This window comes from Bacillus sp. FSL R5-0659, assembly GCF_038008785.1.
GTDB classification, from domain to species: domain Bacteria; phylum Bacillota; class Bacilli; order Bacillales; family Bacillaceae; genus Bacillus; species Bacillus safensis.
Genome location: NZ_JBBOZU010000001.1, coordinates 110,886 through 135,714, shown reverse-complemented (window position 1 = coordinate 135,714; position 24,829 = coordinate 110,886). Strand labels below are relative to the sequence as shown.

Sequence of the window (24,829 nt, the reverse complement as noted above, 5' to 3'; positions counted from 1 at the left end):
GGCAAAATCAATTATTCACCTTTATTTTTTTTGATGATTTCTTCACTGATGCTCTTAGGCACTTCTTCGTAGTGATCCATGTGCATAGTGAAAGTACCGCGTCCTTGTGTGTTAGAACGGAGTGCAGTTGCATATCCGAACATTTCAGAAAGTGGAACCATAGCGCGAACAACTTGAGCGTTACCGCGAGCTTCCATACCTTCTACACGTCCACGACGAGATGTGATATCACCCATGATGTCTCCCATGTATTCTTCAGGGATAACAACTTCCACTTTCATCATTGGCTCAAGTAGAACTGGGTTACATTTGCTGACAGCATTTTTCAATGCCATAGATGCAGCAATTTTGAACGCCATTTCGTTCGAGTCAACATCGTGGTAAGATCCATCAAATAATTTTGCTTTGATGTCGATTAATGGGAATCCAGCTAATACACCATTTTCAAGTGAGTCTTCAAGACCTGCTTGAATTGCTGGGATGTATTCACGTGGAACAACCCCACCGACGATTGCATTTTCAAATTCAAAGCCTGCGCCTTCTTCGTTTGGTTCGAATTCGATCCAAACGTGTCCGAACTGACCGCGTCCACCAGACTGACGTACGAATTTACCTTCAACTTTTGCACCAGAACGGAATGTTTCACGGTACGCAACTTGAGGAGCACCTACGTTAGCTTCAACCTTGAACTCACGCTTCATACGGTCAACAATGATATCAAGGTGAAGCTCACCCATACCAGAGATGATCGTTTGACCAGTTTCAGGGTTTGTTTGTGTACGGAATGTTGGATCCTCTTCAGCTAGTTTAGCTAAAGCGATACCCATTTTATCTTGGTCAGCCTTTGATTTAGGCTCGATAGCTACATCGATAACTGGCTCTGGGAATTCCATAGACTCAAGGATAACAAGATCTTTCTCGTCACAAAGTGTGTCACCAGTAGATGTATCTTTAAGACCTACAGCTGCTGCGATATCCCCTGCGTATACAGTAGAGATTTCTTCACGGCTGTTTGCGTGCATTTGAAGGATACGTCCAACACGTTCACGCTTGTTCTTAGAAGAGTTCTTCACGTATGAACCAGAATCAAGTGTTCCAGAGTATACGCGGAAGAAAGTTAGTTTCCCAACATAAGGGTCAGTCATAACTTTAAATGCAAGAGCTGCGAATGGTGCGTCATCAGTAGACTCACGAACAACCTCTTCATTTGAATCTGGCAGGATACCTTTGATTGCAGCAACATCAGTTGGTGCAGGAAGGTAGTCAAGCACAGCGTCAAGTACAAGCTGAACACCTTTGTTTTTGAAAGCAGATCCAACAAGAACTGGGTAGAATTCAACATTCAACGTTCCTTTACGGATTGCAGCTTTCAATTCAGGAATTGTGATTTCTTCACCCTCAAGGTATTTTTCCATAAGCTCTTCATCAAGCTCAGCGACAGCTTCAATTAGGCTGCTGCGAAGCTCTTCAGCTTTGTCTTTATACTCAGCAGGGATTTCTTGTGCATCAGAGCGAGTTCCAAGGTCATCTTCGTAGAAGTATGCTACGTTTTCTACAAGGTCGATGATTCCTTCGAATTGATCTTCAGCGCCGATCGGCAATTGAATTGCATGAGCGTTCGCTTGAAGACGATCTCTTAATGTGCTTACAGAGTAAAGGAAGTCCGCACCGGTTTTATCCATTTTGTTAACGAATACGATACGAGGTACTCCGTAAGTTGTTGCTTGGCGCCAAACTGTTTCAGTTTGTGGCTCTACACCTGATTGTGCATCAAGGACAGCAACCGCACCATCAAGTACACGTAAAGAACGTTCAACTTCAACAGTGAAGTCTACGTGTCCTGGTGTATCGATGATGTTTACACGGTAACCTTTCCATTGTGCTGTAGTAGCAGCAGAAGTGATTGTAATACCACGTTCTTGCTCCTGCTCCATCCAGTCCATTTGTGAAGCTCCTTCGTGAGTTTCACCAATTTTATGGATACGACCAGTGTAGTACAAGATACGCTCAGTCGTTGTCGTTTTACCGGCATCGATGTGAGCCATGATACCAATATTACGAGTTTTGTCTAAGGAGAACTCTCTTGCCATTGGGTAATTTCTCCTTCCTCATTAGGGAATAGTTTTTTTAGTTTGGTATAAATCCTACCAGCGGTAGTGAGCGAATGCTTTGTTCGCTTCTGCCATTTTGTGTGTGTCTTCACGTTTCTTAACAGCAGCACCAGTGTTGTTAGCTGCGTCAAGGATTTCGTTAGCAAGACGCTCTTCCATCGTTTTTTCTCCACGAAGACGAGCGTAGTTTACTAACCAGCGAAGACCTAAAGTAGTACGACGGTCTGGGCGAACTTCTACAGGAACTTGGTAGTTAGCTCCACCTACACGACGTGCTTTAACTTCAAGAACTGGCATGATGTTTTTCAAGGCTTGTTCGAAAACCTCCATCGCTTCATTACCAGTACGTTCTTTGATGATATCAAATGACTTGTAGAGAATAGTTTGTGACTTTCCTCTTTTACCGTCGATCATCATTTTGTTGATCAAACGAGATACAAGTTTAGAATTGTAAATTGGATCTGGCAATACGTCTCTTTTTGCTACAGGACCTTTACGTGGCATCTGAATAGCCTCCCTTCTCTTTTAAAAGGATTTCTATCTGTCTCTCATCTCAATATCATTGTCAGCTTCCTGACTCCACTGATCTGTTATCAACTTCTAAAAACCCTTATGTTTGTTTGTATTATTTGCTTTGTTTAGGGCGTTTTGTTCCGTATTTAGAACGTCCTTGCATACGACCGTCAACTCCGGCAGTATCAAGCGCACCACGAACGATGTGGTAACGTACACCCGGTAAGTCTTTTACACGTCCGCCACGGATAAGTACTACACTGTGCTCTTGTAGGTTATGTCCGATACCAGGAATGTAAGCTGTTACCTCAATCAGGTTAGACAAACGTACACGAGCATATTTACGTAGTGCTGAGTTTGGTTTTTTCGGTGTCATTGTACCGACACGAGTACAAACCCCGCGCTTCTGTGGAGATGTTACGTTAGTGTGCTCTTTTTTGAAACTGTTGTATCCTTTGTTAAGTGCAGGAGACTTTGAGTTTTCAACTTTACTCACGCGTCCTTTGCGTATTAGCTGATTAATTGTAGGCATGTTGTTATTCCTCCCTTCATTACTTTTTTTATAACCCACATACCCAGGTGGTTCATCAAAAGGCAAAAAACAATGCTTTTGCATTTTAAGCATGCAAAAACAAAACAAGTACGCTATAACATAATGGCAACAGCTGCTGCCCCAACTTCAATTCCGCAGGCCTTGCCGAGCTTTTTCATGGAATCTACCACTAAAATGTCTACACCCTTCTCTTGCGCTAGTTTCAATACACTAGCAGTTAAAGCAGGATCAGCATCTTTCGCTACGACGACTTCCTTTACTGAATCTCGTTTCAGAGCTTTTACTGTTTGCTTCGTACCAATAATAATGGATTGAGCCTGTGATACTTTATCATAAGACATCGAATATCCTCCAAAGTAACAGGTTTTATTTTGAGCACCTTGGTTATATTATCATCATGGCAGAAGGATGTCAATATGGTATGACAGATTATCTTGACATCCTTCACCATTTTTTGATTATTTTATAGGAATCTCACGAGAAAGATTACTCTACAGGAACCATGTCGTCAGACGGCTGCACTTGCGAAACCGGCTTAACTTTACGGTAGTTCGGCATTCCCGTTCCAGCAGGAACAAGTTTACCAATGATAACATTCTCTTTCAAGCCAAGCAGTTCATCACGTTTTCCTTTGATCGCTGCATCTGTTAGGACACGAGTCGTTTCTTGGAAGGATGCCGCAGACAAGAATGAGTCTGTTTCAAGCGAAGCTTTTGTAATACCAAGAAGAACTGGACGGCCTGTTGCAGGACGTTTGCCATCGAATAGTACTTTTTTGTTTGCTTCAGTGAATTGATGTACATCAAGAAGTGTGCCTGGTAATACGTCTGTATCCCCTGCATCAGCGACACGCACTTTGCGAAGCATTTGGCGAACCATTACCTCTACGTGCTTATCTCCGATTTCTACCCCTTGCATACGGTATACTTTTTGTACTTCATGAAGCAGATATTCTTGAACAGCTGTCATGTCAGTCACTTTAAGAAGTTCTTTCGGATCGATTGAACCTTCTGTAAGCACTTGACCACGAGTGACTTTGTCACCTTCAACAACTTTTAGACGTGCATTGTAAGGAGCTGTGTAAGAGCGAGTTTCAACTTCGCCTTGAACCACAATTTCCTGCTGCTTGTCACGAACATCGTTAATTTCAGCAACGACACCATCAATTTCAGAAATTGTCGCTTGCCCTTTCGGATTACGCGCTTCAAACAGCTCTTGGATACGAGGTAGACCTTGAGTGATATCGTCTCCTGCTACCCCACCGGTGTGGAACGTACGCATTGTAAGCTGAGTTCCTGGCTCACCGATTGATTGTGCAGCGATGATTCCAACTGCTTCACCGACTTCAACGTCAGTACCAGTTGCAAGGTTACGGCCGTAGCATCGTTTACATACACCATGAGGCGTGTTACATGTAAATGCAGAACGGATCCATACTTCCTCAATTCCTGCTTCAACTACTTCAAGTGCCTTATCTTCATCAATTAGTTCGTTTTCGGCTACAATGACTTCGCCTGTTTCAGGATGAACAATTGGTTTTCTTGCAAAACGTCCGATTAGACGTTCTTCAAGTTTCTCAATAATTTCATTTCCTTCTTTAATGGACTTCGCCAAGATTCCACGGTCTGTTCCGCAATCTGTTTCACGGATGATGACATCCTGTGCAACGTCAACGAGACGACGCGTGAGGTAACCTGAGTCAGCTGTTTTAAGGGCTGTATCGGCAAGACCTTTACGCGCACCGTGAGTGGAAATAAAGTATTCCAATACGGTTAAACCTTCACGGAAACTAGATTTAATCGGAAGTTCAATGATACGTCCAGCCGGGTTGGCCATTAGACCACGCATACCAGCCAGCTGAGTGAAGTTAGATGCGTTACCACGCGCTCCAGAGTCACTCATCATGTAGATTGGGTTGACTTCATCAAGGGACTTCATCAGTTTACCTTGGATGACATCTTTAGAAGAACTCCAGATTGAAATCACTCTCTCATAACGCTCTTCTTCAGTAATCAAACCACGTCTGAATTGCTTCATGACGTTATCTACTTTTGCTTGTGCTTCTTCAAGAATTTGCTGCTTATCATCTAATACGACGATATCAGACACACCAACCGTAATACCGGCTTTAGTAGAGTATCTGAAACCAAGATTTTTCATGCGGTCAAGCATTTTAGATGTCTCAGTGATATGGAATCTCTTAAAGATTTCTGCAATGATTTTACCTAAAATACCTTTTTTGAACGGCGCATTGATTTCTTGTTTCTCGATCGCAGCTTTTACATCCTCACCTTTTTCAAGGAAGAAACGATCAGGCGTTTTTTCTTCAATATTGCTCTTTGTCGGCTCATTCATGTATGGGAATGATTCCGGTAAGATTTCGTTAAAGATCAGTTTTCCAACTGTTGTAATCAACAATTTAGAACGCTGTTCATCAGTGAATGTCACATTCTTCAACGAGCTAGCTGCAACAGCTACACGTGTATGAAGATGCACATAACCATTTTGATAAGCAAGAAGGGCTTCGTCAGTATCTTTGAAGACCATACCTTCTCCGATAGCACCTTTGCGCTCAAGTGTAAGGTAGTAGTTACCAAGCACCATATCCTGAGATGGCGTAACAACTGGTTTTCCATCTTTCGGGTTCAAAATGTTTTGAGCAGCAAGCATTAAGATACGAGCTTCAGCTTGAGCTTCAGCAGATAATGGTACGTGAACCGCCATTTGGTCACCGTCAAAGTCAGCGTTGTAGGCTGTACATACAAGTGGATGCAGACGAATTGCGCGTCCTTCCACAAGTGTAGGTTCAAACGCTTGAATACCAAGTCTGTGAAGAGTCGGTGCGCGGTTTAGTAAGACTGGATGCTCACGAATAACTGATTCTAAAACATCCCATACTTCTGGCTGCACGCGCTCAATTTTACGCTTCGCACTCTTGATGTTGTGAGCTAATCCTTTTTCAACAAGCTCCTTCATCACGAATGGTTTGAATAATTCAAGAGCCATTTCTTTCGGAAGTCCACACTGATACATTTTCAAATGTGGTCCTACGACGATAACGGAACGTCCAGAATAGTCAACACGTTTACCAAGCAAGTTTTGACGGAAACGTCCTTGTTTCCCTTTCAGCATGTGAGAAAGAGATTTCAATGGTCTATTTCCTGGTCCTGTTACTGGTCGGCCTCTACGTCCATTATCAATCAAGGCATCGACAGCTTCTTGAAGCATACGCTTCTCGTTCTGAACGATGATGCTTGGCGCGCCAAGATCTAATAAACGCTTCAGACGATTGTTACGGTTGATGACACGACGATAAAGGTCGTTCAAGTCAGAAGTAGCAAAACGTCCACCATCAAGCTGAACCATTGGACGTAATTCTGGCGGAATCACCGGAAGTACATCAAGAATCATCCAAGATGGTTTGTTTCCTGAGTTACGGAAGGCTTCTAATACTTCAAGGCGTTTGATCGCACGTGTACGACGCTGTCCTTGAGCAGTTTTCAGCTCTTCTTTCAGTGTATCTACCTCTTTTACAAGATCGATATCTTGAAGAAGTTTGTTGATTGCTTCTGCACCCATAGCTGCTTGGAATGTATTACCGTATTTATCTAAATAAGCACGGAATTCTTTCTCAGAAAGAAGTTGTTTCTTCTCAAGCGGTGTGTTGCCCGGATCTGTCACGACGTAAGAAGCGAAGTAGATCACTTCTTCTAACGCACGTGGTGACATATCAAGAACAAGACCCATACGGCTTGGGATACCTTTGAAATACCAAATGTGGGAAACTGGGGCAGCCAGTTCGATATGCCCCATTCTCTCACGACGGACTTTTGCCCGTGTTACTTCTACACCACAACGGTCACATACAACACCCTTATACCGAACGCGTTTATACTTCCCACAATGACATTCCCAGTCTTTTTGTGGTCCGAAGATACGTTCACAAAAGAGACCATCTTTTTCAGGTTTCAGTGTACGATAGTTAATCGTTTCAGGCTTTTTCACTTCACCAAAAGACCAAGAACGGATTTTATCAGGTGATGCGAGACCGATGTTCATATACTCAAAATTGTTCACATCTAGCAAGGGGCCTACCTCCCTTTTAATCTTCGGGTTATACCCTAGTCACTTGCTCTAATCGTTTCTGCTATTCTTTTGTGACTGCGTCACGTTCAAGATCGACAGGTGCGAGGTCTGCAGCATCTTCGTCATTAGATAACGCTAATCCGTCTGCTTTCTTCGTTTCCTCATCGTCTTCTAAATCTCTCATTTCTATCTCTTCTTCATCGCCAGATAGGATTTTCACATCCATACCTAAACTTTGAAGTTCTTTGATTAACACTTTGAATGATTCAGGGACACCTGGTTCAGGTACGTTATCCCCTTTGACGATGGCTTCGTATGTTTTCACACGACCCACAACGTCATCTGATTTAACTGTTAAGATCTCTTGAAGTGTATATGCTGCACCGTAAGCTTCAAGTGCCCATACTTCCATCTCTCCGAAACGCTGACCACCAAACTGTGCTTTACCGCCAAGTGGCTGCTGCGTAACAAGTGAGTATGGTCCAGTTGAACGAGCGTGAAGTTTATCGTCAACCATGTGAGCCAGTTTGATCATGTACATGATTCCGACAGATACACGGTTGTCGAATGGTTCACCAGTTCGACCGTCATAAAGGACTGTTTTCGCATCACGGGACATACCTGCTTCTTCAAGCGTTTCCCAAACATCTTCCTCGCGCGCACCATCAAATACTGGTGATGCAATGTGGATGCCAAGGTAACGTGCAGCCATACCCATATGAAGCTCAAGTACCTGACCGATGTTCATACGAGATGGTACCCCTAGAGGGTTCAACATGATATCGATCGGTGTTCCGTCTGGAAGATACGGCATATCTTCTTCTGGAAGGATTTTAGAGATAACCCCTTTGTTACCATGTCGTCCGGCCATTTTGTCACCTTCAGAAATCTTACGCTTCTGAACGATGTATACGCGGACTAACTGGTTTACACCTGGAGGTAATTCATCTCCATCTTCACGGTTAAAGACTTTTACATCGTGGATAATTCCGCCGCCGCCGTGTGGAACACGTAGAGACGTATCACGCACTTCACGAGCCTTTTCACCGAAGATTGCATGTAATAGACGTTCTTCAGCTGTTAGTTCTGTTACACCTTTAGGCGTTACTTTCCCTACAAGAAGATCTCCGTCTTTTACTTCTGCACCAATACGGATGATTCCGCGCTCGTCAAGGTTGCGTAAAGCATCTTCCCCAACGTTTGGAATATCACGAGTGATTTCTTCTGGTCCAAGCTTTGTATCACGAGCTTCTGATTCATATTCTTCAATATGAATAGACGTGTAGACGTCATCTTTTACAAGGCGCTCACTCATGATGATCGCATCCTCGTAGTTGTAACCGTCCCAAGTCATGAAGCCGACCATGACGTTACGTCCTAGAGCCAATTCACCTTTTTCCATAGAAGGTCCGTCTGCAAGGATTTCTCCTTTAACGACTTCATCTCCAACACTTACGATAGGACGCTGGTTGTAGCAAGTCCCTTGGTTAGAGCGGACAAATTTCAGCAAGCTGTATTTGTCTAGGTTTCCTTTGACTTGTTGTCCGTCAACGTCTTCATAACGGCGAACCCAAATATTTTTTGCTTCTACGCGTTCTACAACACCTGGGTAGCGGCAGATGACAGCAGCACCAGAGTCTTTACCTGATACGTACTCCATACCTGTACCAACAATCGGTGATTCTGGCTGCATCAAAGGCACAGCCTGACGTTGCATGTTCGCTCCCATTAGAGCACGGTTAGAGTCATCGTTTTCTAAGAATGGGATACATGCTGTCGCTGCAGAAACAACCTGCTTTGGCGAAACGTCCATGTAGTCAACGCGGTTTCGAGGAACAACGGTGTTTTCCCCTCTGAAACGAGCAATGATATTATCATCAATAAACGAACCATCTTCACCTAATATAGCGTTCGCTTGTGCTACTACGTAGTTATCCTCTTCATCAGCAGTTAAGTAATCGATTCTCGGTGTCACTTTACCAGTTTCAGGATCAACCCGGCGGTAAGGTGTTTCGATAAATCCGAAGCGATTCACTTTTGCGAATGAAGATAGAGAGTTGATCAAACCAATGTTTGGACCCTCTGGTGTTTCAATCGGACACATACGTCCATAGTGAGAGTAGTGAACGTCACGAACTTCCATTCCTGCACGCTCACGTGTCAAACCACCCGGTCCAAGCGCTGACAGACGACGTTTGTGCGTCAATTCAGCAAGCGGGTTTGTTTGATCCATGAACTGAGATAGCTGAGAGCTACCAAAGAACTCTTTGATAGAAGCGATCACAGGACGAATGTTGATCAGCTGCTGAGGTGTGATCGTGTTTGTGTCTTGAATTGACATTCTTTCACGAACAACACGCTCCATTCTGCTTAAACCAATACGGAATTGGTTTTGCAGAAGTTCACCTACAGAACGCAGACGACGGTTACCAAGGTGGTCGATATCATCTGTGTCACCTACACCATGAAGAAGGTTGAAGAAGTAACTGATTGATGCAATGATGTCAGAAGGCGTGATGTTTTTCACAGCTTCCTCTACATATGCATTTCCAATCACGTTGATCACTTGCTCGCCTTCTTGATCAGACGGTGCATAAATCTTAATAGATTGAAGTTCTACTTCATCTTCTACTACGCCACCATTAGGATAAAGCTTTCTAAATCCGATGCCGTTTTCTAAGTATGGAAGAACTTTATCAAGAACTCTTCTGTCTAAAATTTGACCTTTTTCTGCTAGAATTTCACCTGTTTCAGGGTCAACTAACGTTTCAGCCAATTTTTGATTGAACAGTCTATTTTTAATATGAAGCTTCTTATTAATCTTGTAGCGTCCAACATTTGCTAGGTCATATCTCTTCGGATCGAAGAAGCGAGAGTCTAGCAAGCTTTTCGCATTTTCAACAGTTGGCGGCTCTCCAGGGCGGAGGCGCTCGTAGATTTCGAGAAGTGCTTTATCCGCATTCTCTGTATTGTCTTTTTCCAGCGTGTTGCGTAAGTATTCATTCTCGCCAATGAGGTCAAGAATCTCTTGATCAGAGCTGAAGCCGAGAGCACGCAAAAGAACCGTAACCGGCAACTTACGTGTGCGATCGATGCGTACATAGACTACATCCTTCGCATCAGTTTCGTATTCTAACCATGCGCCACGGTTTGGAATGACAGTCGCAGTAAAACCTTTTTTACCGTTTTTGTCCACTTTACCACTGAAATATACACTTGGAGAACGCACTAACTGAGAAACGATTACACGTTCCGCACCATTAATGATAAAAGTACCTGTGTCTGTCATGATTGGGAAATCACCCATGAACACATCTTGGTCTTTTACTTCTCCAGTTTCTTTGTTAATTAAACGAACTTTTACTCTTAGTGGAGCAGAGTAAGTTACATCACGTTCTTTTGATTCTGCTACAGGATACTTAGGATCCCCTAGGCTGTAATCAATGAATTCAAGAGAAAGGTTACCAGTAAAATCCTCAATTGGGGATATATCTTGAAACATCTCTCTAAGACCCTCATCAAGAAACCACTGATAAGAAGAGGTTTGAATTTCAATGAGATTTGGTAATTCTAACACTTCGCTTATGCGTGCGTAGCTTCTGCGCTGGCGGTGTCGTCCATACTGAACTAGTTGACCTGTCAACTGATTCACCCCTCAAATCATGCGTATTATATGTGTAAAAAGTATTTCTGTCTTTCAAATGTCAGTAAAGAAATACTTTTACAAGACAAAAGAAAAAAGGGTTTCTAAAATAAGAAAACCACATCCAAAAACAAATACCGATTTTATTAGTTTTCCCAAGTATGCATAATTTATACAAAATAGTTGTTTTTTAAGCCTATCAAGCAAAATATACACATTGGCATTTTATAATGTTAACACAGCTAGGAAACTGCGTCAAACTTTTTTAGCTTTGATTATATAGTAGCCCTTTTTTTTCAATACAACCTCGACTTCTCCAAAGAGCTGCCCTAATTTTTCAATCGCAGATGGTCCACCTTGCTTTTTCTGAATAACCACCCACAACTCACCTTCCGGCAATAAATGATCAGCACTTTTTTCAAAGATCGCATGTACAACTTTCTTCCCTGCCCGTATTGGGGGATTGGTCAGTATAGAGGCAAAAGCAGCTGAGGAATGAACATTCGAGAACAAATCACTTTGATAGATGCGAACATTATCAATGCGATTATGTTTAGCGTTTTCCTTTGAAAGTTCGACTGCTCTTTCGTTCACATCAATCATATGAATGGTACGGCTAGTCATTTCGTTTGCTAACGATAAGCCGATCGGTCCATAACCGCAACCGACATCTAAGACATCGCCATCCAAGTCAGGTTCTTCGAAAGCTTCAATTAAAAGCCTTGAACCAAAGTCGACTTCTTTCTTAGAAAACACTCCACTGTCACTTGTAAAAGTAAAGGTACGGTTTCTCAAGGTGAAGTCCCATGTCTGTTTATTGCTTTTCACTGATGGCTTTTCCGTATAATAGTGGTCACTCATGGTGAATGGACCTCCTCTGGATTCAATCGTTTCAGGAGATTAGAAAAGAAAAAGCCCGCCAGTAAAAGCGAGCTTTCCCAAAAGATTAGGCGAAGATTACTTAACTTCTACAGAAGCGCCAACTTCTTCAAGCTTAGCTTTAAGTTCTTCAGCTTCTTCTTTAGCAATACCTTCTTTAAGTGGTTTTGGAGTGTTGTCAACAAGTTCTTTAGCTTCTTTCAAGCCAAGACCAGTGATTTCACGAACCACTTTGATAACTTTGATTTTTTGGTCTCCAGCACCAGCAAGTACTAGATCAAAATCAGTTTTTTCTTCAGCAGCAGCACCGCCACCAGCAGCTACAGCTACAGGAGCAGCAGCAGTTACGCCAAATTCTTCTTCGATTGCTTTTACTAAGTCGTTTAACTCAAGTACAGTTGCTTCTTTAACTGAAGCAATGATTTCTTCGATATTTAAAGCCATTTGTAATTCCTCCATTTTAAGTTTTTTTACGTAAACGTAAAGTACGCATTAAGCGCCTTGTTCTTCTTTTTGATCTGCAACTGCTTTAGTAGCAAGAGCAAGATTACGAACTGGAGCTTGAAGAACGCTAAGCAACATAGAAAGTAAGCCTTCGCGAGACGGAAGTTCCGCAAGAGCCTTCACTTCTTCTACAGTCGCTACGTTTCCTTCGATGACACCAGCTTTGATTTCTAAAGCTTCGTGGCTTTTCGCAAATTCGTTGATGATTTTCGCAGGTGCGATAACATCTTCGTTACTGAATGCGATAGCGTTTGGACCTGTTAAGAAATCGTTTAAACCCGTTAGTTCAACTTGTTCAACTGCACGGCGAGTCAAAGTGTTTTTGTAAACTTTGAATTCTACGCCAGCTTCACGAAGCTGTTTACGAAGTTCAGTCACTTCAGAAACTGAAAGACCGCGGTAATCTACAATGACAGTAGACATACTATCTTTAAATTTAGAAGTAATTTCATCAACGACAACTTTTTTAGTATCGATTGCATTGCTCATGGTTACACCTCCTGTACATTCTTTGTGTAACACTTATACCGATCAGGCCATCACGTTCCTAACGAACGGTTCTCCATATAAAAAGCCTCCATTAAGACATGGAGGCTGTATATACAAGCATACGTTAACGTAAGACTGTGACATATACACCTCGGCGGGTTAATTAAGCCATAAGGCCCCTGCTGTCTACGGTATAAATGGACATTATTCTATTTTACAACATTTTGATATTATCAAAATGGTTGTCATAAGTCAAGAATTATTTTGCAGAGAAAGAAGATGGATCCACTTTCACGCCAGGGCCCATAGTAGATGTAACAGAAACGTTTTTCACGTATACACCTTTAGCCGCTGCAGGTTTTGCTTTAAGGATTGTGTCATAGATTGTTGCAAAGTTCTCAACAAGCTTTTCGTCCTCGAAAGAAACCTTTCCGATTGGCGCGTGGATGTTACCAGCTTTATCAACGCGGTATTCTACTTTACCAGCTTTGATTTCATTGATTGCTTTTTCAACTTCGAACGTTACAGTTCCTGTTTTAGGGTTTGGCATAAGACCTTTTGGTCCAAGTACACGACCGATCTTACCAACTTCACCCATCATGTCAGGTGTCGCAACGATTACATCGAATTCGAACCAACCTTGTTGGATTTTAGTGATGTAATCAGAATCTCCAACGTAGTCTGCTCCAGCAGCTTCTGCTTCTTTTGCTTTTTCGCCTTTAGCGAACACAAGAACGCGTTGAGTTTTACCAGTTCCGTTAGGAAGTACAACTGCACCGCGGATTTGTTGATCGTTTTTACGAGGGTCTACGCCCAAACGAAAAGCAACTTCTACAGTCGCATCAAATTTCGCTGTATTTGCTTTTTTTGTAAGAGAAACAGCTTCAGCTACATCATACGCTTTAGTACGTTCGATCAGCTTAGCAGCTTCTACATACTTTTTACCTTTTTTAGCCATTATAAAAATCCTCCTTATGTGGTTTTAGCGGAATAACCTCCCACGAATAAGGGTTGCGAACTTGTCAAAACCCTTGATCTATATTACCACTTCTATACACTCATTTCAAGCTCTTTTGAATTACAATTTATCGATCTGCGTGAACTCAAGTTCAACAGGTGTTTCTCTACCAAACATATTAACGAATACTTTGACTTTGCTTTTATCGTAATCAATTTCTTCAATAGAGCCAGTGAAGTTAGCAAACGGTCCATCGATAACCTTAACTGTTTCTTTGAGCTCAAAGTCGATTTCTGTTTTGCGTTCTTCAAGACCCATTCTCTTCAGAATGGTTTCAGCTTCGCCTGGCAGCAGCGCAGTTGGCTTTGAGCCTGATCCAGCTGATCCAACGAATCCAGTGACACCCGGTGTATTACGAACAACATACCAAGAGTCGTCAGTCATCACGATTTCCACTAGGACATAGCCAGGGAATACTTTCTTTTTGACGACTTTTTTCTTACCATTTTTAATATCTGTTTCTTCTTCTTCTGGTACGACGACGCGGAAGATTTTATCCTGCATGCCCATTGATTCAACACGCTTTTCCAAGTTCGCTTTTACTTTGTTTTCATAGCCAGAGTACGTATGCACAACATACCAATTCTTTTCCATTTTCGTTCAGGACTATTTAGTCCTTCCCTCCCCACATTTCATAATGTCTATTTGACGAATCTCGAGTACCGGTAAATATTTTCAAGCAATTGAAAAAACCCGTAAAACGGGTTTTTTGGCAAGTCATATTATGATCTATTATAGCACGTTCAGCAGACCATTATTCAAGTATTAATGAATTAATTCGATTAATTGTGAGATTCCTATATCAAGAAAAGAGAAAAAGATTGCAAAGAATACGACTGTTAAAATAACAGTAATTGTATAGCGGACCATTTCGTTCTTCTTTGGCCAGCTGACCTTTTTCATTTCTTTTCCGACACTTTTTAAGAAACTGATAATACGCATGTAAAAGACCTCCACAGAATAAAGAACGCAAATCTTACTTCGTTTCTAAATGTGTTTTATGTGAATTACAAGTCTTGCAATATTTCTTAACTTCTAATCTTTCAGCTGCTGAAGCAACACTTTTCATTGTCGTATAATTGCGGCTTCCGCAGTCTTTACAGGCTAGAGTAATCTTTTTCCTCATATTTACACCTATTTTCTCGACATCATTTCATTAGTACCTTATCACAGTGTCGAAAAAGCTGTCAATATAGGTTTGATTAGAGACTAATCTCGCGAAGCTCTAAATATTTCTCTAATTTTCTCTTTACTCTTTGGAGTGCGTTATCAATTGATTTCACATGACGGTTTAAATCTTCAGAAATCTCTTGATAGGATCTACCATCAAGATAAAGCACAAGTACCTTTCTTTCCAGCTCGCTAAGCAGTTCACCCATCTTCATTTCGATATCATCAAATTCTTCTTTGCTAATGATTAAGTCTTCTGGGTTAAGCGCTTTAGCACCGGAAATGACATCCAATAATGTTCTGTCCGATTCTTCATCGTAGATCGGCTTGTCTAATGATACATAGGAATTTAACGGGATATGTTTTTGGCGAGTAGCTGTTTTAATTGCGGTGATAATTTGGCGGGTAATACATAATTCTGCAAAAGCCTTAAATGAAGTAAGCTTGTCCTCTCTGAAATCGCGGATAGACTTATAAAGTCCGATCATTCCCTCTTGGACAATGTCCTCTCGATCCGCTCCTATCAAGAAATAAGATCTTGCTTTCGCACGTACAAAATTGCGGTATTTCGTTATTAAATAATCTAGCGCATCACTATCTCCGACATGAACCCTTTCAATGACTTGTTCATCTTCCAACTGGCAAAATTGCTCTCTGATGGAATTACCCTTGCTGTTGTTTAGATTCACTTCGATCCCCCCGACCGCACCTAGATAGAAATATTATACATTAATGGTTGAAATATCGTCAAGCTATTCCAGATTCCCGCGCCGCCATTTTTCAAACGTTTTCAATACATCTTCTGACAATTCAATCTTAGATGCTGGTTTATCAGAAGTAATCTTTTTGACTCTCGTTTCAATCTTTCGTTCTATCACTTCAATCTCTCTTAAAAGCTCACGAGCCGACTTCCGAAGAGCTCCTTGTCCAAAAATAGCCCATTGTTCCGTAAAATCTGAGGTTGCCACATGAATTTGCGTCCGAATATTATTCAAATCCTGCGCCAGCTTTTCAATCCGCTCATCCGCCGTTTCATTCTCTCTCGTAAAGATGACCTCTACTCGGTGATTGGTCCGCTTCTTTTCAATTCCTTTGACCATATGGGCATCGAATACGACAATGACTCGATACCCTGTGTATGCTTGATATTCTGCTAAATGTTGAATCAGCACGTCTCTGGCTTCTTCAAAGCTGTTTTCCTTTAAGTGCTGCAGCTGAGGCCATGCACCTATCATGTTGTATCCATCGACTAAGAGGATATCCATCTCTATTCTCCTAACGGATAACGTTTTCGATACACTTCATACATCAATAGACCAGCGGCAACTGATGCATTTAAAGAAGTAACCTTCCCGGCCATAGGCAGTTTAATTAGAAAATCACACTTTTCCTTAATCAATCGGCCAATTCCTTTACCTTCACTGCCAATCACAAGAGCCAGCGGCATTGTACCATCAAATTGTCTGTAATCCTGTTTAGCAGACGCATCTGTTCCCGCAACCCAGATTCCTCTTTCTTTCATTTCATCAAGGGCTCTTGAAAGATTGGTCACTTTTGCAACAGGAATATGCTCAATTGCTCCAGTGGATGCCTTAGCAACTGTTGTTGTTAGACCGACCGCTCTCCTTTTTGGAATGACAATCCCGTGTGCCCCTACAGCATCTGCCGTACGCATAATCGATCCTAAATTATGCGGATCTTCAATTTCATCTAAAATCAGAAAGAATGGCTGCTCATTCCGCTTTTCAGCGATTTGATAAAGATCGTCCAATTCTGCATATTCATATGCTGCTACCTGTGCAACGATTCCCTGGTGCTGACCTGTAACCATTTGATCAAGCTTTTTCCTCGGAACATACTGAATGGTGATATTTTGCTTTTTAGCGAGTTCAATGACCTGCTGGGCTTGTCCTTTTACAGTGTTTTCTGCCATCCAGAGCTTATATAACTCCCGATCTGACTTCAGTGTCTCAATCACTGCATTTTTCCCAATGACATAATCATGTTGCTGACTCATTTGTCTTCCTCCCTGACGTTCCGATTTCAATCGCCTGACCAATCAGCTCTTCTAAGCGTTCGTCCTGCTTTTCGATAAATAAATAACCCATGAGCGCTTCAAACGCTGTACTATAACGATACGTTTGAACGTCCGTGTTTTTAGGCACTGTGCCTGATTTTGCGTTTCTTCCTCTTTTCAGCACCGCTTCTTCTGCTTCAGTGAAAAAGCCTTGCTGCTGAAGCGTAAATAAAATAGCAGCCTGTGATTTAGCTGAAACAATTTTGCTTGCTCGTTTGTGCAGCTCATTTGGTTTTGTCGCCCCCGTTTGGAGGAGGTGATGCCTCACATATACTTCAAAAATGGCATCACCCATATAAGCTAGCGCAAGTCCGTTCAGCTGTTTACCGTCTTTCAGCTTTTCAAAATTCAACATTGACTATTCTCCTCTTTTCCAGCGAGTACCTTGAGGAGTGTCCTCCAACACAATATTCATGTTCTTTAATTGGTCACGAATTTGATCAGATAGGGCAAAGTCACGATTTCTTCTAGCTTCATTACGTTTTTCAATTAACGCTTCTACCTCTTCGTCAAGCGTGTGCTTTTCTTCTAATGAGAAGCCAAGAACAGACGTAATTTCTTGGAACAAGCCGATAAATGCCTTGATCACTTCCTCCGAAGTATGATCATTTTCCATATAATAATTCGCCTGTTTCGCTAATTCGAATAAAACAGAGATCGCATTTGCTGTATTGAAGTCATCATTCATTTCAGAAATAAATGTCGCACGCTGTTCTTCAATTTTTGCCAGCCATTCAGCATTGTCTTCCGTGATATTCGTGCTGCTCTCGAGACGGTGATGTAAATTCGCATACGATGTTTTGAGTCGGTTAAACGCACTCTTTGTACTTTCTAATAAATCCATTGAGTAGTTAATTGGGTGACGATAGTGAACCGACAACATAAAGAAGCGGAGCACATCAGGATCTTGTTCTTTCACAATGTCATGCACCAGCACAAAGTTGCCAAGTGATTTTGACATTTTTTCATTATCAATATTAATATACCCGTTATGCATCCAATACTTCGCAAAAGGCTTCCCTGTCAAAGCCTCAGATTGGGCAATTTCATTCTCATGGTGCGGGAATGTTAGATCCTGTCCGCCAGCATGAATGTCGATCGTATCACCTAAATATTTTTTGACCATTGCCGAGCATTCGATGTGCCAGCCTGGGCGTCCTTCGCCCCATGGGCTATCCCATGAGATTTCCTGATCCTTTGCAGCCTTCCATAGGGCAAAATCCAGTGCATCTCGTTTCTTTTCACCTACACGAATACGGGCACCTGTCTTCAGTTCATCAATCGATTGGTGAGAAAGCTTTCCATAGCCTTCAAATGAGCGTGTGCTGTAATACACGTCGCCATCGGCTTCATAGGCGTAGCCTTTTTCAATCAATGTCGCAATAAACGCAATGATATCATCCATGTTTTCCGTTACTCGCGGGTGAAGGTCTGCTTTTTTGCAGCCTAGTGCACTGACGTCTTCAAAGTAGGCTTGGATAAACCGGTCAGCAATTGTCGGCACATCTTCTCCGAGTTCATTGGCTGCTTTGATGAGTTTATCATCCACATCTGTAAAGTTTGATACAAAGTTCACATCGTAACCGCTGTATTCTAAATACTTACGTACAGTGTCATAAACAATAGCAGGTCTAGCATTCCCGATATGAATGTAGTTATAAACGGTTGGTCCGCACACATACATCTTGACCTTTCCTGGCTCAAGCGGGACAAATTCTTCCTTCTTACGTGTCAATGTATTATAAATATTGATTGTCATGATTGTTCTTCCTTTCTGCTCAATGAAGCCAGTTCACCTTTTAGCTTTTCCATTTCTCGTTCCAATTCTTTAAAACGATCGGAAATTGGATCTGGCAAATCTTGATGATTGAGATCACGATTGATTTTCTTTCCATTTTGAACGACGACTCGCCCAGGTATACCGACAACGGTGGAATGGTCGGGTACGTCCTTTAACACGACCGATCCCGCTCCAATCTTGGCTCCTTTTCCAACTGTAATGGAACCAAGCACCTTGGCACCTGTCGCAATAAGGGCATCGTCTAAAATGGTCGGATGCCGCTTTCCCTTTTCTTTCCCTGTTCCCCCTAATGTCACGCCTTGGAAAACAGTGACGTTGTCTCCAATTTCACATGTTTCCCCGATCACAACGCCCATGCCATGATCAATGAAGAACCGCCTGCCAATGGTTGCCGCCGGGTGAATTTCCACCCCTGTGAAAAAACGGCTGACCTGAGAAATGATCCGCGCAATAAAATACAGCTTCCGCTTATAAAATGCGTGCGCAATACGGTGAGCCCAAATCGCATGAAGCCCTGAATAGGTTAGCACTACTTCAATATAGCTTCTAGCAGCAGGATCTTGATCAAACACAGTATCAATATCTTCTTTCAGCATTTTGAAAAACACATGCTCCCCCCGTTCTTCCCCATCAATCTCTCTTAGGACTTGCTCTCTTTTTTTGGACAAATAAAAAACGCCTCTGCCAAATGACAGAGACGTTTTGAAAACGCGGTTCCACTCTGTTTAGAAAGCCACTTATCTTTCAGCCTTCTCAACTTAATCCCATAACGGAGGGTACCGCCCTTGCATACTAACGTACGTGTTCCTCAAGGGTCTTGAGGGTGCATTTCCAACGTCTGCCCATAAGTCTCTTTCAGCCGGTGGAGACTCTTTCTGTGATGGACGAGTACATTGTACTTCTCCCTCGCAACGATTTCCTTATATTTGTTTAATGCGGTTTAATACCGTTTCTTTACCTAGTAATTCAATACTTTGCGGAAGTTCTGGGCCATGCGTTTGTCCTGTGACAGCCACACGAATCGGCATGAATAGTTTCTTGCCTTTATGCCCTGTTTCTTTTTGTACCGCTTTAATGGCAGCCTTGATTTCATCAGGTGTGAAAGACTCAAGCTGTTCAAGCTGACCTGCAAAAGATGCCATGACTTCTGGTACTTGCTCCTCTGCTAGAACTTCCTTTGCCTCTTGATTATACTCAATTTGCTCCTTAAAGAACAACTCTGTTAACTCAACAATTTCTGCTCCGTAGCTTAATTGTTCGTGATACAGAGAAATAAGCTTGCGTACCCACGTGTTTTCTTCTTCTGTCAGCTGCTCACTTACCTTGCCTGCTTTTTGAAGATGCGGAAGTGTTAGTGCCACAACCTGATCAAGATCAAGTGCTTTCACGTATTGGTTGTTCACCCATTTTAGTTTATGCATATCAAATAGAGCTGGTGACTTAGAAAGTCGATTCACATCGAAAATGTCGATGAATTGCTCTTTTGTAAACAGTTCTTCTTCGCCTACTGGAGACCATCCAAGTAATGCAATGAAGTTAAACAGGGCTTCAGGTAAATAGCCTAAATTCTTATATTGCTCGATGAATTGAATAATTGATTCATCACGTTTACTTAATTTCTTGCGGTTCTCGTTCACTATCAACGTCATATGTCCGAATAGCGGAACATCCCAGCCAAATGCATTAAAAATCATAATTTGTTTAGGCGTATTTGAAATATGATCCTCTCCGCGAAGAACGTGAGTCATTTTCATCAAATGATCATCCACGGCTACGGCAAAGTTATAAGTTGGCGTGCCATCTTTCTTCACAATAACAAAATCACCGATGCCATCTGTTTCAAACGAAATATCGCCTTTAACCATGTCGTCAAATTTGATGATTTCTCCTTTTGGCACTCGGAAGCGGATGCTTGGCTCTCTTCCTTCAGCAATTAGCTTGTCCTCTTCTTCTTTTGATAAATGACTGCATTTACCAGAATATCGAGGCATTTCACTGCGGGCGATTTGTGCTTCACGCTCTGCCTCTAGCTCTTCAGCCGTACAATAGCACTTATACGCCAAGTCCTTCTCTAAGAGCTCGTCATAATATTTTTTGTAAATATCATTTCGCTCTGATTGTCTGTAAGGACCGTAACCGCCATCTTTATCAATGCTCTCATCCCAATCAATACCTAGCCATTGCAGGTGGCGAAGCTGGCTTTCCTCCCCGCCTTCTACATTACGCTTTTGATCTGTATCCTCGATTCGAATAATAAATTTGCCGCCTTGGCTGCGTGCGAACAAATAGTTGAAAAGAGCCGTTCTAGCATTCCCAATATGTAAATGACCAGTTGGACTCGGTGCATAACGAACACGCACTTCATTTCCCATGAGTTTAACTTCCTTTCATCTGCATCATGTTGTCTGACACCAATTTTTTATAAACGTATTTTATCATCAAAACCCATTCTCATCAAAATGGATTTTACTTTTTCTGAAGAAGCACTGTTGCCTGAGAGGCAATTCCTTCGCCTCTTCCTGTAAATCCGAGTTTCTCTGTCGTTGTTGCTTTGACGTTCACCTGTGTGACATCTGCCTCAAGTGCTTCTGCGATTTTCTCACACATTGGTTGAATGTAAGGTGCCATTTTTGGTTTTTGCGCCATGATGGTGCAGTCAATATTCACAAGTGTGTAGCCTTTTTCTTTCACAAGTGCCCACACATGTTGCAATAATTTAAATGAATCTGCATCCTTAAACTCAGGGTCTGTGTCTGGGAAATGTCTGCCGATATCTCCTTCAGCAATCGCACCCAGGCAGGCATCTGCCACTGTGTGAAGCAGTACGTCAGCGTCTGAATGCCCTAGCAGTCCCTTTTCATAAGGGATGGTGACCCCCCCGATAATCAGAGGTCTCCCCTCTGTTAATTGATGTACATCAAAGCCTTGTCCTATTCTCAACATGATCTAGTACCCTCTTTCCGCATCCATAATTGCCTTGGCAACCAATAAATCATCCGGTGTTGTCAGCTTAATATTGGTATAGTCTCCTTGGACAATATACACATTCTCGCCATGTAATTGTTCAACAAGACTGGCGTCATCTGTTCCAAGGAAGCCTGTCCGCTCCGCATGTTCATGCGCCTCTTTTAAAATAGAATGACGAAAAGCTTGTGGGGTCTGGACCGCCCACAAGCTCTGACGTTCAATGGTTTGTTCCACTTTGCCTTCTTGAACGCGTTTGATTGTGTCTTTCACTGGTACCGCTACAACTGCGGAGCCTTTTTCAATCGCTGCTTTAACGAGCAAGTCAATCTGTGTATGCTTAATAAAAGGCCTTGCCCCATCATGAACAAGCACGATGTCCGCATCTTTCACAGCCTTTAATCCTTCGTATACACTTTGCTGACGTTCTTCACCGCCAGTGACAAGTGAAACAGGCGTTTGAAAAGCGTGTACTTTGAGTAGCCTTTCAAAGTCTTGACGCTCCTCCTCATTGATCGCTAGGATCATGCGTTTGCATTGTGAATGAGCGTCAAACACCTTTAATGTATGAATGATGACCGGCATTCTTTTCAGCTCGATAAAAAGCTTATTGCGGCCGGCCTTCATTCGTTTCCCCTGCCCCGCAGCCGGAATAACTACTTCATAATACATGTTCGTTCTCCCTTTAGAGCGCCTTCTCCAGAAGTTTTGGCTTCGCAAAAATCATTCTTCCAGCAGCAGTCTGCAGCACACTTGTGACGAGTACATCGATGTCTTTTCCAATGTAATTGCGTCCTTCTTCGACCACAATCATCGTACCGTCATCTAAGTAAGCAACACCTTGGTTATGCTCTTTCCCATCTTTGATGACCTGTACCTTCATTTCTTCCCCAGGCAGTACAACCGGTTTAACCGCATTGGCTAGATCATTGATGTTTAACACTGCTACTTTTTGAAGTTCGCATACTTTATTTAAATTAAAATCATTGGTCACAACAACACCTGAAGTTAATTTCGCGAGCTTCACAAGCTTGCTATCAACCTCTTGAATGTCTTCGAAGTCACCTTCGTAAATTTCAACTTTAATATCCAACTCTTTTTGAATACGATTTAAAATATCAAGACCTCTTCGGCCTCTATTTCTCTTTAACACATCTGAGGAGTCTGCAATATGCTGTAATTCCTCGAGTACAAATTGAGGAATGACCATGACACCTTCTAAGAATCCAGTTTGGCAAATATCTGCGATTCTTCCATCAATGATAACACTTGTGTCTAAAATTTTCAGCTTTTTATCTTCTATTTCAGGTTCATCATCAGCTGCTCCTTTTTTCTTGCTGACCTTTGCAGAACGGGAGAACAGCCCCATCATTTCATCCTTCTTCTTAAAGCCTACCTGAAACCCAAGGTATCCTAAAAAGAAAGCCAGGAAAATCGGAATAATGGTACCAAAAATATGATATGGGATATTGTTTAGCGGGATCACGTTTACAATAAGATATGCTAGAATAAGTCCAAATACTAATCCGAAACTTCCAGATATAAGATCAGGAAGAGGCGCCTTCAATAGAGAATCCTCGATCCATTTCACCCAATTTACCACATAACCTGTGCACCATTTGCCGATGATCAAGAATACAGCGGCTCCTATTAGTGCTGAAGAGTAAGCATTTGTTATGAAAGGTATGTCCTTTACATTTAAAAGCAGAAATAACTCTGGAATGATAAAAATCCCCACAACTGCACCAAAAATGATAAAAAACGCCTGAACGATTCTTTTTAACATACCTTCACCTCCTTTATTTTTCATCTGTCAATCCACCTTCATCTGACATTGATATATGTTTAAGTTTCCTATCATGAGCAACAGAAAACAAAACCATCATTAATATACCCATATTCATCCATTTTTAACCGTAATAGAGAAAAATTTCTCTTCTTAAAGCTGACGGTCGATATAATGTTTTTCTTGTAACCTTTTTAATCCTTTTTTTATCTTTTTCGCTCTTACTTCTCCAATTCCTTCTACTTCATCCAATTCTTGTACATCCGCTTCCATAATTCGATCTAGCACACCGAATGCTTCAACCACATTTTCAACGATCGGCATTGGCAGTCTAGGGATTTTATGGAGCAACCTGTATCCTCTTGTGTACACATATTCGTCAATATTTGTAGAAGCTGGATATCCAAGTAACTTGTACAGAATGGAATCATCTAAAAGCTCAAAGCTCGACATATCTTGCAGTTGTTTAAGTAGCACATACGGATCTTTGATCTTTTCTTTCACGTAATCTTTAATAAATAAAGCTGCTTCCTGCTCCATATCTGTAATCAGCTCATTGACCTGTAGACGGATCAAGTGTCCCTCTGTTCCAAGCTCTTTGATATACATATTGATTTCATTTTTGATTCTAAGAACCATTTCGTAGCGGTGCAGCACGGATAATACATCACCAAAGGTCACAAGCTCTTCAAATTCTAGGGCGCTTAACGCAGAAATGGCGTGATCTAAAATGGTTTTATATTTCTCAAGTGTTTGAATGGCTTGATTCGCCTTTGTTAAAATAAAACCAATATCTTTCAGCGTATAACGACGATTCCCTTGGTATAAGGTAATGACGTTCCTCCGTTCAGAAATGGCAATGATTAAGCAGCCTGTCTGCTTCGCTACACGCTCAGCCGTCCGGTGCCTCATGCCTGTTTCCGATGAATGGATGGTGGCATCTGGCATCAGCTGTGTATTCGCATACAAGATTTTTTGACCAGAATCGCTAAGAATAATAGCCCCGTCCATCTTCGCCAATTCATATAAATGTGCTGGAGAGAAGGCAGAATTAATGTGAAATCCTCCATCTACCACACTCTTTACTTTGTCATTATAACCAACAACAATGAGCCCGCCAGTATTGGCTCTCAAGACGTTTTCAATTCCTGCCCGCAGAGGTGTTCCTGGTGCCACAAACTGTACAATATCTAAGAGATCGAGTTCTCTCGCTCCTTTTTTCTCTTTTTCCATTC

24 protein-coding genes and 2 other annotated features are annotated in these 24,829 nt (G+C 42.0%); all 24 genes read right to left on the bottom strand.

The features are described 5' to 3' along the window. Positions 1-11 precede the first annotated feature (11 nt). Positions 12-2,090 carry an elongation factor G gene (gene fusA / locus NSQ72_RS00710; RefSeq protein WP_048240166.1) on the bottom strand — a complete coding sequence of 693 codons (2,079 nt, stop codon included), beginning with the start codon at positions 2,088-2,090 and terminating at the stop codon, positions 12-14. 54 nt (positions 2,091-2,144) lie between these two features. Further along, positions 2,145-2,615 carry a 30S ribosomal protein S7 gene (gene rpsG, locus NSQ72_RS00705; protein ID WP_003216884.1) on the bottom strand — a complete coding sequence of 157 codons (471 nt, stop codon included), beginning with the start codon at positions 2,613-2,615 and terminating at the stop codon, positions 2,145-2,147. 121 nt (positions 2,616-2,736) lie between these two features. Beyond that, positions 2,737-3,156, bottom strand: a complete 420-nt coding sequence (rpsL, locus tag NSQ72_RS00700) for a 30S ribosomal protein S12 (RefSeq protein ID WP_003216962.1) — start codon at positions 3,154-3,156, stop codon at positions 2,737-2,739. Positions 3,157-3,269: 113 nt separating this feature from the next. Beyond that, entirely contained in the window at positions 3,270-3,518 is a 249-nt protein-coding gene (locus tag NSQ72_RS00695) for a 50S ribosomal protein L7ae-like protein (protein ID WP_024425593.1), read from the bottom strand. 145 nt (positions 3,519-3,663) lie between these two features. Further along, positions 3,664-7,263 carry a DNA-directed RNA polymerase subunit beta' gene (rpoC, locus tag NSQ72_RS00690; RefSeq protein ID WP_341083029.1) on the bottom strand — a complete coding sequence of 1,200 codons (3,600 nt, stop codon included), beginning with the start codon at positions 7,261-7,263 and terminating at the stop codon, positions 3,664-3,666. Between the two features lie 61 nt (positions 7,264-7,324). After that, positions 7,325-10,906 carry a DNA-directed RNA polymerase subunit beta gene (gene rpoB, locus NSQ72_RS00685; RefSeq protein ID WP_003217223.1) on the bottom strand — a complete coding sequence of 1,194 codons (3,582 nt, stop codon included), beginning with the start codon at positions 10,904-10,906 and terminating at the stop codon, positions 7,325-7,327. Positions 10,907-11,161: 255 nt separating this feature from the next. Continuing rightward, on the bottom strand, positions 11,162-11,767 hold the full coding sequence (locus tag NSQ72_RS00680; protein WP_341083027.1) for a class I SAM-dependent methyltransferase: 606 nt from the start codon (positions 11,765-11,767) through the stop codon (positions 11,162-11,164). Positions 11,768-11,863: 96 nt separating this feature from the next. After that, positions 11,864-12,229, bottom strand: a complete 366-nt coding sequence (rplL, locus tag NSQ72_RS00675; RefSeq protein WP_008345418.1) for a 50S ribosomal protein L7/L12 — start codon at positions 12,227-12,229, stop codon at positions 11,864-11,866. 48 nt (positions 12,230-12,277) lie between these two features. Next, the gene (gene rplJ / locus NSQ72_RS00670) at positions 12,278-12,778 is read right to left on the bottom strand and encodes a 50S ribosomal protein L10 (protein ID WP_024425590.1); all 501 of its coding nucleotides are present in this window, start codon (positions 12,776-12,778) and stop codon (positions 12,278-12,280) included. A 69-nt stretch (positions 12,779-12,847) separates the two neighbouring features. Then, positions 12,848-12,988, bottom strand: a sequence feature (ribosomal protein L10 leader region). Between the two features lie 49 nt (positions 12,989-13,037). Then, positions 13,038-13,736, bottom strand: coding sequence for a 50S ribosomal protein L1 (gene rplA, locus NSQ72_RS00665; RefSeq protein WP_007496292.1), 699 nt, complete (start codon positions 13,734-13,736; stop codon positions 13,038-13,040). Positions 13,737-13,856: 120 nt separating this feature from the next. Next, on the bottom strand, positions 13,857-14,390 hold the full coding sequence (gene nusG / locus NSQ72_RS00660) for a transcription termination/antitermination protein NusG (protein WP_003217197.1): 534 nt from the start codon (positions 14,388-14,390) through the stop codon (positions 13,857-13,859). Positions 14,391-14,561: 171 nt separating this feature from the next. After that, positions 14,562-14,738: a preprotein translocase subunit SecE gene (gene secE / locus NSQ72_RS00655; protein ID WP_008345422.1), complete on the bottom strand. Its 177-nt coding sequence runs from the start codon at positions 14,736-14,738 to the stop codon at positions 14,562-14,564. Positions 14,739-14,772: 34 nt separating this feature from the next. After that, positions 14,773-14,922 carry a 50S ribosomal protein L33 gene (gene rpmG, locus NSQ72_RS00650; RefSeq protein ID WP_008356502.1) on the bottom strand — a complete coding sequence of 50 codons (150 nt, stop codon included), beginning with the start codon at positions 14,920-14,922 and terminating at the stop codon, positions 14,773-14,775. Between the two features lie 76 nt (positions 14,923-14,998). Beyond that, positions 14,999-15,655, bottom strand: coding sequence for an RNA polymerase sporulation sigma factor SigH (gene sigH / locus NSQ72_RS00645; protein WP_341083025.1), 657 nt, complete (start codon positions 15,653-15,655; stop codon positions 14,999-15,001). 63 nt (positions 15,656-15,718) lie between these two features. Continuing rightward, complete coding sequence (rae1, locus tag NSQ72_RS00640) at positions 15,719-16,231, bottom strand: ribosome-dependent mRNA decay endonuclease Rae1/YacP (RefSeq protein ID WP_024425589.1); 513 nt, start codon at positions 16,229-16,231, stop codon at positions 15,719-15,721. 2 nt (positions 16,232-16,233) lie between these two features. Next, entirely contained in the window at positions 16,234-16,983 is a 750-nt protein-coding gene (gene rlmB / locus NSQ72_RS00635; RefSeq protein WP_024425588.1) for a 23S rRNA (guanosine(2251)-2'-O)-methyltransferase RlmB, read from the bottom strand. Next, positions 16,967-17,398, bottom strand: coding sequence for a Mini-ribonuclease 3 (locus NSQ72_RS00630; protein ID WP_024425587.1), 432 nt, complete (start codon positions 17,396-17,398; stop codon positions 16,967-16,969). The genes rlmB and NSQ72_RS00630 overlap by 17 nt, the downstream gene beginning before the upstream one ends. 3 nt (positions 17,399-17,401) lie before the next feature. Then, a complete protein-coding gene (gene cysS, locus NSQ72_RS00625) occupies positions 17,402-18,802 on the bottom strand; it encodes a cysteine--tRNA ligase (RefSeq protein WP_034283904.1) in 1,401 nt (466 codons plus the stop codon). Beyond that, positions 18,799-19,452 carry a serine O-acetyltransferase gene (gene cysE / locus NSQ72_RS00620; protein ID WP_034283914.1) on the bottom strand — a complete coding sequence of 218 codons (654 nt, stop codon included), beginning with the start codon at positions 19,450-19,452 and terminating at the stop codon, positions 18,799-18,801. Before cysE ends, cysS begins: the two co-directional genes overlap by 4 nt. Before the next feature lie 82 nt (positions 19,453-19,534). Next, positions 19,535-19,765 (bottom strand) — a binding site (T-box leader). Beyond that, positions 19,765-21,216, bottom strand: coding sequence for a glutamate--tRNA ligase (gene gltX, locus NSQ72_RS00615; protein ID WP_095407550.1), 1,452 nt, complete (start codon positions 21,214-21,216; stop codon positions 19,765-19,767). Its footprint overlaps the feature before it by 1 nt. Before the next feature lie 94 nt (positions 21,217-21,310). After that, positions 21,311-21,787, bottom strand: coding sequence for a 2-C-methyl-D-erythritol 2,4-cyclodiphosphate synthase (gene ispF, locus NSQ72_RS00610; protein ID WP_003216928.1), 477 nt, complete (start codon positions 21,785-21,787; stop codon positions 21,311-21,313). Positions 21,788-21,790: 3 nt separating this feature from the next. Next, positions 21,791-22,480, bottom strand: a complete 690-nt coding sequence (ispD, locus tag NSQ72_RS00605; RefSeq protein ID WP_039175965.1) for a 2-C-methyl-D-erythritol 4-phosphate cytidylyltransferase — start codon at positions 22,478-22,480, stop codon at positions 21,791-21,793. A gap of 13 nt (positions 22,481-22,493) precedes the next feature. Continuing rightward, entirely contained in the window at positions 22,494-23,594 is a 1,101-nt protein-coding gene (locus tag NSQ72_RS00600; protein WP_047203808.1) for a PIN/TRAM domain-containing protein, read from the bottom strand. A gap of 153 nt (positions 23,595-23,747) precedes the next feature. Beyond that, positions 23,748-24,827, bottom strand: a complete 1,080-nt coding sequence (disA, locus tag NSQ72_RS00595; RefSeq protein ID WP_024425581.1) for a DNA integrity scanning diadenylate cyclase DisA — start codon at positions 24,825-24,827, stop codon at positions 23,748-23,750. Positions 24,828-24,829 lie beyond the last annotated feature (2 nt).

Coding starts and splice junctions, on each gene's coding strand:
- rplL (WP_008345418.1), bottom strand. CDS start 12,229: ATGGCTTTAAATATCGAAGAAATCATTGCTTCAGTTAAAGAAGCAACT.
- NSQ72_RS00600 (WP_047203808.1), bottom strand. CDS start 23,594: ATGTTAAAAAGAATCGTTCAGGCGTTTTTTATCATTTTTGGTGCAGTT.
- ispF (WP_003216928.1), bottom strand. CDS start 21,787: ATGTTGAGAATAGGACAAGGCTTTGATGTACATCAATTAACAGAGGGG.
- NSQ72_RS00680 (WP_341083027.1), bottom strand. CDS start 11,767: ATGAGTGACCACTATTATACGGAAAAGCCATCAGTGAAAAGCAATAAA.
- gltX (WP_095407550.1), bottom strand. CDS start 21,216: ATGGGAAATGAAGTGCGTGTTCGTTATGCACCGAGTCCAACTGGTCAT.
- rae1 (WP_024425589.1), bottom strand. CDS start 16,231: ATGGATATCCTCTTAGTCGATGGATACAACATGATAGGTGCATGGCCT.
- disA (WP_024425581.1), bottom strand. CDS start 24,827: ATGGAAAAAGAGAAAAAAGGAGCGAGAGAACTCGATCTCTTAGATATT.
- NSQ72_RS00695 (WP_024425593.1), bottom strand. CDS start 3,518: ATGTCTTATGATAAAGTATCACAGGCTCAATCCATTATTATTGGTACG.
- fusA (WP_048240166.1), bottom strand. CDS start 2,090: ATGGCAAGAGAGTTCTCCTTAGACAAAACTCGTAATATTGGTATCATG.
- rpsL (WP_003216962.1), bottom strand. CDS start 3,156: ATGCCTACAATTAATCAGCTAATACGCAAAGGACGCGTGAGTAAAGTT.
- rplJ (WP_024425590.1), bottom strand. CDS start 12,778: ATGAGCAATGCAATCGATACTAAAAAAGTTGTCGTTGATGAAATTACT.
- NSQ72_RS00630 (WP_024425587.1), bottom strand. CDS start 17,398: ATGTTGAATTTTGAAAAGCTGAAAGACGGTAAACAGCTGAACGGACTT.
- nusG (WP_003217197.1), bottom strand. CDS start 14,390: ATGGAAAAGAATTGGTATGTTGTGCATACGTACTCTGGCTATGAAAAC.
- secE (WP_008345422.1), bottom strand. CDS start 14,738: ATGCGTATTATCAGTTTCTTAAAAAGTGTCGGAAAAGAAATGAAAAAG.
- rplA (WP_007496292.1), bottom strand. CDS start 13,736: ATGGCTAAAAAAGGTAAAAAGTATGTAGAAGCTGCTAAGCTGATCGAA.
- ispD (WP_039175965.1), bottom strand. CDS start 22,480: ATGTATTATGAAGTAGTTATTCCGGCTGCGGGGCAGGGGAAACGAATG.
- rpmG (WP_008356502.1), bottom strand. CDS start 14,922: ATGAGGAAAAAGATTACTCTAGCCTGTAAAGACTGCGGAAGCCGCAAT.
- cysS (WP_034283904.1), bottom strand. CDS start 18,802: ATGACAATCAATATTTATAATACATTGACACGTAAGAAGGAAGAATTT.
- rpsG (WP_003216884.1), bottom strand. CDS start 2,615: ATGCCACGTAAAGGTCCTGTAGCAAAAAGAGACGTATTGCCAGATCCA.
- rlmB (WP_024425588.1), bottom strand. CDS start 16,983: ATGAGTCAGCAACATGATTATGTCATTGGGAAAAATGCAGTGATTGAG.